The organism is Paenibacillus ottowii (assembly GCF_050516475.1).
Lineage (GTDB): Bacteria > Bacillota > Bacilli > Paenibacillales > Paenibacillaceae > Paenibacillus > Paenibacillus ottowii.
This window is the reverse complement of record NZ_CP191577.1, coordinates 4,101,939-4,114,409: the sequence shown is the minus strand read 5'-3', so window position 1 is coordinate 4,114,409 and position 12,471 is coordinate 4,101,939. Positions and strand designations below refer to the sequence as shown.

General features: G+C 45.2%; 10 protein-coding genes and 1 tRNA gene. 9 read left to right on the top strand and 2 right to left on the bottom strand.

What is annotated here, in order from left to right; all coding sequences use genetic code 11:
* Positions 1–72 precede the first annotated feature (72 nt).
* The 3 genes from ACQQ6X_RS19125 to ACQQ6X_RS19115 are packed head-to-tail and all read left to right on the top strand — an operon-like array spanning position 73 to position 3,154.
* A complete protein-coding gene (locus ACQQ6X_RS19125; protein WP_305166598.1) occupies positions 73–966 on the top strand; it encodes a carbohydrate ABC transporter permease in 894 nt (297 codons plus the stop codon).
* Positions 966–1,784, top strand: a complete 819-nt coding sequence (locus ACQQ6X_RS19120; protein ID WP_305166597.1) for a carbohydrate ABC transporter permease — start codon at positions 966–968, stop codon at positions 1,782–1,784. Before ACQQ6X_RS19125 ends, ACQQ6X_RS19120 begins: the two co-directional genes overlap by 1 nt.
* Positions 1,785–1,807: 23 nt before the next feature.
* Positions 1,808–3,154, top strand: coding sequence for a GH1 family beta-glucosidase (locus ACQQ6X_RS19115; protein WP_305166596.1), 1,347 nt, complete (start codon positions 1,808–1,810; stop codon positions 3,152–3,154).
* 113 nt (positions 3,155–3,267) lie between these two features.
* Here ACQQ6X_RS19115 and ACQQ6X_RS19110 read toward each other — a convergent pair whose 3' ends face one another.
* Together ACQQ6X_RS19110 and ACQQ6X_RS19105 are read right to left on the bottom strand one after the other, a co-directional pair.
* A complete protein-coding gene (locus tag ACQQ6X_RS19110; protein ID WP_305166595.1) occupies positions 3,268–4,032 on the bottom strand; it encodes an exodeoxyribonuclease III in 765 nt (254 codons plus the stop codon).
* Positions 4,033–4,245: 213 nt separating this feature from the next.
* Positions 4,246–4,319: transfer RNA gene (locus tag ACQQ6X_RS19105), tRNA-Arg, on the bottom strand.
* Between the two features lie 258 nt (positions 4,320–4,577).
* Between ACQQ6X_RS19105 and ACQQ6X_RS19100 the strand changes: the two genes are divergently transcribed.
* The 6 genes from ACQQ6X_RS19100 (at position 4,578) to lonB (ending at position 12,385) form a co-directional block, all read left to right on the top strand.
* Positions 4,578–5,489: a hypothetical protein gene (locus ACQQ6X_RS19100; RefSeq protein WP_305166594.1), complete on the top strand. Its 912-nt coding sequence runs from the start codon at positions 4,578–4,580 to the stop codon at positions 5,487–5,489.
* 143 nt (positions 5,490–5,632) lie between these two features.
* Positions 5,633–6,946: a trigger factor gene (gene tig / locus ACQQ6X_RS19095; protein ID WP_064797469.1), complete on the top strand. Its 1,314-nt coding sequence runs from the start codon at positions 5,633–5,635 to the stop codon at positions 6,944–6,946.
* Positions 6,947–7,354: 408 nt separating this feature from the next.
* Positions 7,355–7,945 (top strand): ATP-dependent Clp endopeptidase proteolytic subunit ClpP, encoded by a 591-nt coding sequence (gene clpP, locus ACQQ6X_RS19090; protein ID WP_063212211.1) that lies wholly within the window; start codon positions 7,355–7,357, stop codon positions 7,943–7,945.
* Between the two features lie 12 nt (positions 7,946–7,957).
* Positions 7,958–9,214, top strand: a complete 1,257-nt coding sequence (gene clpX, locus ACQQ6X_RS19085) for an ATP-dependent protease ATP-binding subunit ClpX (RefSeq protein ID WP_013372695.1) — start codon at positions 7,958–7,960, stop codon at positions 9,212–9,214.
* Between the two features lie 110 nt (positions 9,215–9,324).
* On the top strand, positions 9,325–10,443 hold the full coding sequence (gene ispG / locus ACQQ6X_RS19080; protein ID WP_063212213.1) for a flavodoxin-dependent (E)-4-hydroxy-3-methylbut-2-enyl-diphosphate synthase: 1,119 nt from the start codon (positions 9,325–9,327) through the stop codon (positions 10,441–10,443).
* Between the two features lie 214 nt (positions 10,444–10,657).
* Positions 10,658–12,385 (top strand): ATP-dependent protease LonB, encoded by a 1,728-nt coding sequence (gene lonB / locus ACQQ6X_RS19075; protein WP_064797470.1) that lies wholly within the window; start codon positions 10,658–10,660, stop codon positions 12,383–12,385.
* The last annotated feature ends 86 nt before the right edge of the window (positions 12,386–12,471 follow it).

Sequence of the window (12,471 nt, the reverse complement as noted above, 5' to 3'; positions counted from 1 at the left end):
ATCCGTAGATTTTAAGGAACACAAATGGTAACTGTGAAGCTTCTATAAAAAATGTAAAAAGGTGTGAGACCCATGTATCCCTTTGGAAAGGGTGCTGCCCGGATAATGCCATATCTTTTACTGAGTATTCCGGTGCTGCTCTATTTGCTGCTTGGTTTTGGACCCTCTATGGTAACCGTACTTTTTTCCTTTACAGACGCTACCGGGGTTCCTGGCCAGACGTGGAATTTTATTGGATTCGAGAATTACACGACCTTTTTTACCTCCTCCGATTCTGGAGATCGCATTGCTTCCATTGGACGTTCCTTATATTTCGCAGTAGCAGTGGTTGTGATTCAAAACGCAGTTGGGCTGTTCATGGCTATTCTTATTAATAAAAAGCTCAAAGGCGATATGTTATATCGCTCTGTATTTTTCCTGCCTGTTGTGCTCGGGGTGACGGTATCCGGTCTGATCTGGCAGCTGCTAGCCAATCCGCTTGGAGGGCCTGCACAAGCATTGTTGAACTTTTTCGGAACCAGCTCCAACTTCTTCGGAGATTACAATATTGCATTTGAATTAATTATTTTTGTGCAAATTTGGATGTATATGGGCTACTCGATGACTATTTTCTTAGCTGGACTCCAATCCATTCCCAGTGATTTATATGAGGCAGGATATATGGACGGCGCTTCCGGATGGAAAGCGTTCAAAAATATTACTTTTCCGATGATAGCACCATCCTTTACCGTCAATATGCTTTTGTCCATTATCGGCGCATTGCAAACCTTCGACATTATTTATGTGCTGACAGGTGGTAAATTCAACACGACGACGCTTGCGTTTGATGTATATGCCACAGCTTTTGGCACCGGAACGTCAGATTACGGTCTTGCTTCCGCAGTTGCTATGGTCCAGTTTGTGTTCGTGTTTACGGTGTCGATGGTTGCTCTCTATTACTTGCGTAGAAGAGAGGTGGAGATGTAATGAGCAGCAGCAAAGGAACTAAAATACTAAGCTATACCATCGTATTGCTCATGCTATCATTATATGTTTTCCCGCTTTTCTACCTTTTTAATGTATCGGTGAAGACTCAAAGCGAGTATTTGATGGATCCTGTAGCGCTAGCCAAGAGTCTGCACTTGGAGAATTTCATGGATGCTTGGGAGAAGGGGAATTTCTCTCAATACATGTGGAACAGCATCTTGTATACAGGCGTATCTACGTTATTAACACTGATTATATCCGTGTTTGCAGCCTTTCCATTGGCGCGAGGATACGTAAAGTTTAGCACCTTCTTTTATGTATTTTTTCTGATATCCATGTATCTCCCCAATCCGCTGATTCCGCAATTTGCCCTTATTAATAGCCTGGGACTATACAATACACAGCTTGGTTTTATTTTGCTGAAAACAACGGGTACCGGCATCGCTTTCCTGATGTTTGTGGGGTATATCAAGTCTGTCTCCCGAGAGCTGGATGAAGCGGCAGCAATGGACGGATGCGGGTATTCACGTTATTTGTTTACGATTCTTGTACCGCTGATGAAGCCGGTGTTGGCGACAGGCATCATTTTGACGGCCATTGGGGCATGGAACGATATTATCGGTCCTACCATTTATTTGTCTGATCCTGCGTATCAGCCAGTGACCAAGGGACTCTTCTCCTTCTACGGACAATACATGAACAACTGGCCGCTGCTTGCTTGCGGTATCCTGATTGTTACTCTACCGCTGGTTATTTTGTATATTTTCCTCCAGCGCTTTATTGTCGGCGGTGCAATGGCCGGAGCTGTGAAGTCTTGATTTCTGAAAGGAAGGTACCGATTATGAGCGAAAATACCTTTGTATTTCCTACCACTTTTATGTGGGGAACTTCAACCTCTTCTTATCAAATTGAAGGTGCCACAAATGAGGGCGGCAGAACGCCCTCCATTTGGGATACTTTCTGTCAAATACCCGGGAAGGTAATCGAAGGGGATTGCGGAGATGTGGCTTGTGACCATTTTCACCGCTTTAAAGAAGACGTGCAATTAATGAAACAGCTTGGCTTTTTACATTATCGCTTTTCTGTGGCTTGGCCGCGCATTATGCCCGCGCCCGGCGTGGTTAACGAACAAGGGCTGCTCTTCTATGAGCATCTGCTGGATGAGCTTGAATCGGCCGGATTAATTCCGATGCTGACACTGTATCACTGGGATTTACCGCAGTGGATTGAGGACGAGGGTGGATGGACGCAGCGAGAGATTATCCAACATTTTAAAACGTATGCCTCTGTAATCATGGACCGATTTGGCGAGCGAATAAAATGGTGGAATACGATAAACGAGCCTTTTTGCGCCTCTATTTTGGGATATGGTACAGGAGAGCATGCCCCTGGTCATGAGAACTGGAGGGAAGCCTTTACTGCCGCCCATCATATTTTGATGTGTCATGGGATTGCCATCAATTTGCATAAGGAAAAAGGATTAACAGGTAAAATTGGCATTACGCTAAACATGGAACATGTGGATGCGGCTTCCGAGCGACCCGAGGATGTAGCCGCTGCCGTCAGAAGAGATGGCTTTATTAATCGTTGGTTTGCTGAGCCATTGTTTAACGGAAAGTACCCTGAAGATATGGTGGAATGGTACGGAACATATCTGAATGGATTGGATTTTGTACAGCCTGGTGATCTAGAGCTGATTCAGCAGCCGGGAGATTTTGTGGGCATTAACTATTATACCCGCAGCATCATTCGAGCAACTAACGACGCCTCATTGCTGCAAGTAGAGCAGGTTCACATGGAGGAGCCAGTAACAGACATGGGATGGGAGATTCACCCTGAATCCTTTTATAAGCTGCTGATGCGGATTGAGAAGGATTTTAGCAAGGGCTTACCCATTCTGATCACGGAAAATGGAGCAGCGATGAAGGATGAACTGGTGAATGGACAGATTGAGGATACCGGGCGTCAGCGCTATATTGAAGAGCATTTAAAGGCATGTCACCGCTTTATCCGGGAGGGAGGTCAGCTCAAGGGCTATTTTGTCTGGTCTTTCTTTGATAACTTTGAATGGGCCTGGGGATACAGCAAGCGTTTTGGTATTGTACATATCAATTACGAGACGCAGGAACGGACCCCCAAACAAAGTGCGCTGTGGTTCAAGCAAATGATGGCGAAGAACGGGTTTTAAACAGAAAACCAGATGCAAGTTAGCAATAGCTTCAAATTATGTAGGCCGTCATGCTGTAAAGCAGAGCATGACGGCTTTTTTTGTTTTATAAATCTTTGCGTCAGGTAGGGGATCTATGCAGAAAAATCTTGTAATTCCAATATGACAGGGCAGTGGTCACTGCCTGTAATATGGCAATCGATACTTGCATCTATTAATTGCGGACGAAGCCGCTCCGAGACGAGGAAGTAATCAATCCGCCAGCCGATATTCCGTTCCCTTACCTTTGGCATATAGGACCACCAGGAATAAACATCCGTCCGATCAGGATAAAAATATCTGAAGGTATCTATGAATCCGGCGGCGAGCAGCTGTGACATACGGTCTCGTTCCTCGGGCGTGAAGCCGGCATTTCCGTAGTTGGCTTTGGCATTCTTGAGATCGATCTCCTGATGAGCCACGTTCAGGTCTCCGCAAATGATGACAGGCTTCAGAGTGTCTAGTTGTTGCAGATAGTTGCGAAAACGGTCTTCCCATTCCAGCCTGTATGGCAATCGGGATAAGTCCCGTTTCGTATTCGGTGTGTATACATTGACAAGATAAAATTTTTCGAATTCCAGTGTAATCGTTCGACCCTCTGGCTCTTCATTTTCTTCAAGTCCATAATGCACAGAGAGCGGCTTGTTTTTGGTGAAAACAGCCGTACCGGAATATCCTTTTTTCTCAGCGTAATTCCAGTACTGCGAATATTCCTCCATGTTCTCCATAAGGATTTGTCCTTCTTGAAGCTTCGTTTCCTGTACGCAGAAAATATCAGCATTCGTTTCTTTTAGATAAGTATAAAATCCTTTGTTTACACAGGCTCTTAAACCATTTACATTCCAAGATATTAATTTCATTTGATTAAACTCCTTACTACTCCACGCGATCAAGCGGTGTAATGGTATATCTTCGATTAAAAGGCTGTCCCAGATAAGTGCTCGAACAGCACGACGGAAACAGCCTTTTCTACATAAAAATAGGTTGTAATACGATGATAGGTTTCAATGTTATAGGGGGCTTATTTTGCTAGAAAATAAAAAAAGCTTCCTAAATAGGAAGCTTCGGCTATACGTCCCAGGAGGGATTCGAACCCCCGACCGACGGCTTAGAAGGCCGTTGCTCTATCCAGCTGAGCTACTGGGACATAAAATTCAAGCGAAGATTAATATAACATATGGATGGAAAAGATTCAAGCCTTATTTTGCATATTTCGCTTACTCAGGCTCTACACTACATAAATTCAGGCTACACATCGTTTTTTTTGCCTTATATAAGGGTATGTTAGAATACAGGTGAATATGTTGAAGACGAGTAGTTGAACTTCGGCTGCTGTTTCCCATATAATCTACAAATACTTTAGCTTGCGGAGGAGAGGGGGTGCCTTGAAATAAAGGACTCCAAGGTGACGACAAAAGAAAATAATATCGTATTGTTTCCGAAGACCCTGGACTACTATCAAATCCAGCTCACGGTGATGCTTGAAAACGAACGTTATGGAGAAGCGATGGCAATGCTGCGTTTTTTGATGCAGTGTCAAGGGCAGGAGCAGAAACAATACGATGAATGGAATGCTCTATTACAATGGTTGGAAGCTGCTTTTCCACAGTACGCTGAGAGCGGGGCGGTAACGGACACTGTGGAAGAAGACGAAGTCAGTGAAGTTGAGCTGGCTCGCCGTCATGCGCGCTTTAAGCAGGAACAGGATGCAGGCTACGGTAACAAGCTCTTGCAGATGGCTATGGATCAACCGTTATCCGAACAGACGATACTAGCTTTGGAACAGCTATCCTATTTGGAACTGCCAGAGATCGACGATGCCTTGCTTCGCTGGATTACGGAACGGGAAATCCATCCTCTTCTCCAATTCCGTGTTCTGCAGACATTGAGACGTCGCGGAATGGAAGGAACGATAGAAATCAGACGTGGGGATGAAAAAGCGGAAATCGATATTGAAACGGTTCCGTTACAGCCGGGTGATTTTCCAGAGGCGATTATGCGTATTTTGGAACGGGTAGCCGATCAGACGGAAGTGCATGAGCCTACACTATTCTATTTTGCACAAGAGCTATGGTCACAGTTTGTGATGGCCGTGTACGGTACGAAAGATTACAGATCGATGTTGATCGAAGAGGACGGAATGCCGGATATTTGGGCAGCAGCTCTCCATCAGACAGTTTCGGAAAGTTTGAACGGGAATAATAGTGAAGAAGAAACTCGTGCTATATATGGCATTACAGATGCACTGCGCTTCCGTTTTGAGCAGGCGTATCGGTCAATGCGATTATTCGTAGCAGCGGGAATGAACACACCTTAATGACCGGAAACGTTTACCTGCTAAAGCATTCAAGGGCCGCTCTTGAAAAAGACAGTAATGTTAGATATACTATAATGGTTATTTTGTGTGCGTTGATTGTATTGAAAACTAAGTGAAGATTTTGTTGGAGGGGAAAGCATAAAATGAAAGCAACTTGGGAGAAAATAGAGAAGAACCTTGGGGTTCTTGAAGTTGAGGTAGACGCGGATCGTGTAGCCGCTGCACTCGACAAAGCTTTTAATAAAGTGGTTAAACAAGTAAGCGTACCAGGATTCCGTAAAGGTAAAGTGCCACGTCCTATCTTTGAAAAACGTTATGGCATTGAAAGTCTGTACCAGGATGCGATTGACTTCCTGTTGCCTGAAGCTTACAGCCAAGCTGTAGAGCAAACAGACATCTTCCCGGTGGATAGCCCTGATGTTGAAATTGATCAATTTGCTAAAGGCGAATCTTTCAAATTCAAAGCAAAAGTTACAGTTAAACCTGAAGTAACTTTGGGCGACTACAAAGGTGTAGAAGTGCCTGTAAGCAAAATCGAAGTAAGCGACGAAGAACTGGCTCAAGAGCTGGAGCGCCTGCAACAACGTCATGCTGAATTGGTTGTCGTTGATGAAGATGCTGCTCAATCCGGTGATACAGCTATCATTGACTTCGACGGTTCCGTAGACGGCGTACAGTTTGAAGGTGGACAAGCTGAGAAGTATTCTCTGGAGCTGGGTTCCAACACTTTCATTCCTGGCTTTGAAGATCAAGTGATTGGTTTGCACACAGGTGATTCCAAGGATGTTGAAGTAACGTTCCCTGAGAACTACCATTCTGCTGACCTTGCTGGTAAACAAGCTGTATTTAAAGTGAAAGTTCATGAACTGAAACGCAAAGTTCTTCCTGAATTGGACGATGAATTTGCTAAAGATGTAAGTGAATTTGACACGCTTGCTGAATTCAAGGAAGACTTGAAAAAGCAATTGCTGGAGCGCAAAGAAAACGAAGCGAAAGCAGCTCGTGAAGGCGCTGTAGTGGAGAAAGTTGCTGAAAATGCAACTATCGACATTCCTGAAGCAATGGTTAAGAGTGAAGTGCAAAACATGGTTCGCGATTTCGACAACCGTCTGCGCAGCCAAGGCATGAACCTTGAAATGTTCCTTGGCTTCTCCGGTCAAAGCAAGGAAGACCTGGAAGAGCAAATGAAAGCTGATGCTGAGAAGCGCGTACGCAACAACCTCGTGTTGGAGCAAGTGGCTAAAGCAGAAAACATCGAAGTTTCCGAAGCTGAAATCAATGAAGAGCTGCAAAACATGGCTGATACTTACAAACGCTCTGTTGAAGAGATCCGCAGCATTCTGGAAAGTAACGGATCGTTCGCTAACTTGAAAGAAGAGATCTCACTGCGCAAAACAATCGCTTTGCTGGTGGAAAACAGCAAAGAAGTTGAAGCGCCAGCTGCAGCTGCTGAGTAGTTCAAACGATAAAATATACGTGCAGGCTGTAACAGGCTGCAACGTAGTAAATTAGATAAAGATAAGGCACGTAGTGAAAGTTACGTGCCTTATTTTTACCTTAGACAACCCAAATTTTAGTCGTTTATGGAAAGCGCTGAGAATGGTGTTTTCATGTTTTACATAAGTCACTACCGTATATTTGCACATACATACGAAACATGGTTAAATATGAGAAGGTCTCGGCAGGGCGTCTGTAAATAGCCTGCACTTCATATATGGGCAGGCAAATATGACACGAGACTCTGAACATGTTAAAATATTTTGTAAGGTGTTCACGTTTCATGATTGCCGCTTTCGTTTTAATGGGACATAAGGAAGCGGATGAATACAGGTGTTCATTTTAATAAAGAAAAGAGGTTGGTCGTGATGAGTCTCGTCCCTATGGTTGTGGAACAAACGAATCGAGGAGAACGATCTTACGATATTTACTCGCGGTTGCTTAAGGATCGCATCATTTTCCTAAGTGGCCCAATTGATGACGATGTCGCCAATCTCGTCATTGCACAGCTATTGTTCCTTTCTGCGGAAGACCCGGAGAAGGATATTAATTTGTACATTAACTCGCCAGGCGGTTCTGTAACTGCGGGCATGGGTATATATGATACAATGCAATTCATTAAGCCGGACGTATCGACGATTTGTGTAGGCATGGCTGCTAGTATGGGTTCTTTATTGCTCACAGCCGGTGCGCCAGGCAAGAGATATGCGCTTACCAATAGTGAAGTCATGATTCACCAGCCGCTCGGTGGCGTTCAGGGGCAAGCCTCTGACATGCTGATTCATGCGGACTGGATTATCAAAACACGTGCTAAGCTGAATCAAATCTATGTGGAGCGTACAGGTCAGCCCCTCGAAAAAATCGAACGTGATACTGACCGGGATTTCTTCATGGAAGCGGAAGAGGCGAAAGCATACGGTATCATTGACCAGGTGCTGTCTAAACCGATTAATCTGTAAAGGGGTGGCTCTATGTTTAAATTTAATGATGAAAAAGGACAATTAAAATGTTCTTTCTGCGGTAAATCTCAGGATCAGGTTCGCAAGCTTGTTGCCGGACCGGGCGTATATATATGTGACGAATGCATCGAGCTGTGCACGGAGATTGTGGAGGAAGAATTGGGTCATGAGGAAGAAGTAGACCTGAAAGACATTCCAAAACCAATGCAAATCCGTGAAATTCTGGACCAATACGTTATTGGTCAGGATCAAGCGAAAAAATCATTGTCTGTAGCGGTATATAATCACTACAAACGTATTAACACACAAAACAAAATTGATGATGTGGAACTGCAAAAAAGTAACATTTTGATGCTTGGACCTACAGGTTCGGGTAAAACGTTGCTTGCGCAAACGATGGCTAAAATTTTGAACGTCCCATTTGCTATCGCAGATGCTACTTCCCTTACGGAAGCAGGCTATGTGGGTGAAGACGTTGAAAACATTTTGCTGAAACTGATTCAGGCTGCCGATTATGATGTAGAAAAAGCAGAACGCGGCATTATTTACATTGACGAAATTGATAAAGTAGCCCGCAAATCCGAAAACCCGTCCATTACCCGTGATGTATCAGGTGAAGGTGTACAGCAGGCGTTGCTTAAAATTTTGGAAGGTACGGTTGCTTCTGTACCACCGCAAGGCGGTCGCAAGCATCCGCATCAAGAATTCATTCAAATTGATACCACGAATATCCTGTTCATTTGCGGCGGTGCCTTTGATGGCCTGGAGCAAATGATCAAACGTCGTATCGGTAAGAAGGTCATCGGCTTTAACGCTACTAGCGAACAAAAAGATCTGAAACCAGGCGAATATACCTCCATGGTATTGCCTGAGGATCTGTTGAAATTCGGTCTGATTCCGGAATTCGTAGGACGTTTGCCAGTTATTTCTACACTGGAGCCGCTTGATGAGAAGACGTTGGTTCGTATTCTGTCTGAACCGAAAAATGCGTTGACCAAGCAATACCAGAAGATGCTGGAACTGGACAATGTGCAGCTGGAGTTCAAGCAAGATGCTCTGGAAGCCATTGCTCGTGAGGCGATCAAGCGTAACACGGGTGCCCGTGGCCTTCGTGCAATCATTGAAGGTATTATGCTCGACGTTATGTACGAAGTTCCTTCCCGTGACGATGTGACGACTTGCGTCATCAACGAGCAGGTAGTAAAAGACAAAATCGCACCGGAACTCGGTGGTACAGATAAGGATAAAAAACAAGAAGAGAGCGCCTAAGGATTGATACTTCGCGATCTCTACAATATGAGAAGCCAGATCTCCACTTCACTAAACCTGTATGAGGTTTTATGGGGTGGAGGTTTGGCGTTAATGGGAGAGAAAAGTACATGTTCTTAAGACAAGACACACGTCCCGTTAAAGTCGGGAATCTGACGATTGGCGGCAGCAATGAAGTCATCATCCAAAGCATGTGTACAACCAAGACAGCAGATGTGGAAGCTACGGTAGCTGAGATTCTTCGTCTGGAAGAAGCAGGATGTCAAATAGTGCGGGTTACCGTCAACAATGAGGAAGCTGCCGCTGCCATTAAGGAAATTAAGAAGCGGATTCATATTCCGCTGGTTGCAGATATTCACTTTAATCATAAGCTGGCTCTACTGGCCATTGAAAATGGGATTGACAAGGTTCGCATAAATCCAGGCAACATTGGACGACGTGAAAAAGTGGAGGCTGTCGTTAAGGCGTGTAAGGAAAAGGGGATTCCGATTCGAATTGGTGTGAATGCCGGATCATTGGAACAGCATTTACTGGATAAGTACGGCTACCCTACGCCAGAAGCAATGGTAGAAAGTGCACTGTACCACATCGGGATACTTGAAGAACTTGATTTCCATGATATTATCGTATCCCTGAAGGCTTCTGACGTTCCGATGGCCATTGCTGCTTACACAAAGGCAGCTGAAATTATTAAGTATCCACTTCATCTGGGCATCACCGAAGCCGGTACACTCTTTACTGGAACGGTTAAAAGCGCAGCGGGCATGGGAGCCTTGCTATCAGCAGGTATCGGGTCTACAATGCGTATTTCGCTAAGTGCCGATCCGGTAGAAGAAGTGAAGGTAGCACGGGAGCTGCTCAAAACATTCGGGCTGATCACGAACGCAGCTACATTGATTTCTTGTCCGACCTGCGGGCGTTTGGATATTGATTTGTTCTCTATTGCGAACGAGGTAGAGGATTACATTGCAAAACTCAAGGTGCCGATTAAAGTATCCGTACTGGGATGCGCAGTTAACGGCCCGGGTGAAGCGAAGGAAGCTGATATCGGAATTGCCGGAGCACGTGGAGAAGGCCTGTTGTTCCGTTACGGAAAGATGATTCGTAAAGTCCCTGAGGCTGAAATGGTTGACGAATTGAAAAAAGAAATTGATATCATCGTTAAGGCTTATGAAGAAACAGGTAAAATACCTGGACGTGAAGAGCGTCACACTGCCGAAAAGGTGTAGGCAAAGGTTATTTAAAACAGGTATAATCATAAGCTATTGTCATGATGTAAACGCCGTGAAGGGCAGCTCTGCTACAGAACTGTTTTTCACGGTGTTTTTGTATTTCTCTCTGATCTTTTGAAGGACTGCCGTTTAGCTCTCGTGGAAAAGGAAATACTGTTTTTCATAGAACAGCTTTTTTTAAATTGCTGAGATGAGAAACGGAGGAAATACGATGGACTTGACTATGATATTGTTATTGGTACAAATGTTTTTCGGGATTGTCATTGGTCTGTATTTTTGGAACCTCCTGCGGAGCCAGAAAACGAACCGTAGTGCGGTGGATCGGGAATCCCGGAAGGAATTGGATAAGTTGCGTAAATTGCGTTCTATTTCACTTACCAAACCGCTGGCTGAACGCACACGACCTGCTACGTTACAGGATATCGTTGGTCAGAAGGACGGGCTGCGTGCACTTAAGGCGGCTTTATGCAGTGCGAATCCGCAGCACGTCATTATTTATGGTCCCCCTGGTGTAGGGAAAACGGCTGCTGCACGTGTGGTGCTGGAAGAGGCTAAGAAAAATCAGTCCTCCCCGTTCAAGGGAGATGCTAAATTTACGGAGATTGATGCTACAACCGCCCGTTTTGACGAGCGTGGTATCGCGGACCCATTAATTGGTTCCGTGCATGATCCAATCTATCAAGGGGCAGGAGCGATGGGTGTAGCCGGTATTCCCCAACCTAAACCAGGAGCTGTAACGAAGGCACATGGAGGAATGTTGTTCATTGATGAGATTGGTGAGCTGCATCCAACACAGATGAATAAGCTGCTGAAAGTGCTGGAGGACCGAAAGGTATTTTTGGAAAGTGCGTATTACAATTCGGAAGATTCACATACTCCTGCTTATATTCACGATATTTTCCAAAATGGTTTGCCGGCAGATTTCCGGTTGGTAGGTGCGACGACTCGTTCGCCGCATGAGCTGCCACCAGCTATTCGTTCCCGGTGTATGGAAATTTATTTCCGCGCCCTGCAACCGCAGGAGATTGCTCGTATTGCTGAAGATGCTGTTCACAAGCTGGGTTTTGGTCCTTGTCCAGAGGCAGTGGAGGTTGTACAGCGATACGCAACTAACGGCCGCGAGGCAGTCAATATGATTCAGCTTGCTGCTGGTTTGGCACTTACCGAGAAAAGAGAACGACTCGATGCTTCGGACGTAGAATGGGTAGCGGGTAGCAGCCAAATTCAGCCCCGTCCTGATCGAAAAATACCAGGCTTGCCGCAAATCGGATTCGTTAATGGATTAGCTGTATACGGTCCGAACATGGGCATGCTTCTGGAAATTGAGGTTACCGCAGTTCCCGTTTCCGAAGGAAAGGGAAGCTATAATATTACGGGTGTTGTGGATGAGGAAGAGATTGGAGGCAACTCTCGAACACTGCGTCGTAAGAGCATGGCTAAAGGCTCTGTGGAAAATGTGCTGACGGTTTTGCGTACGCTCGGTTTATCTCCGTCTAATTACGATCTGCATATCAATTTTCCCGGGGGGACGCCGGTTGACGGTCCGTCGGCAGGGATTGCGATGGCAACAGCTATTGCTTCGGCCATGCGGGGAATTCCGGTGGATCATGAAATCGCCATGACTGGCGAGGTCAGCATCCATGGTCGTGTCAAGCCAATTGGCGGCGTATTAGCCAAGGTGGAAGCTGCTTTTCAAGCCGGGGCCAAAAAAGTGATCATTCCACAGGACAACTGGCAAGCTCTTTTTGATAGCATTGAGGGGCTAAAAGTCATTCCTGTACAGTCGGTGACGGAAGTGTTCCGTCATGTGTTTGGGGAAGAGATGACGACAGATGCGCCTGTACATGCGCCAATTGAGACTTTTCGTCCATCCCAATCCTCCTTGTTACAGGCGGATGGTACGCATAATGGGACTATTTCAGAGACAGGATCTTGCTAATGAACTAGTCTTTCATTGGTTTTTTTATAAAACATTTGATAAAATATGAAAGATAGCAACGTGAGGATTGTAAAATCCGGAACCTG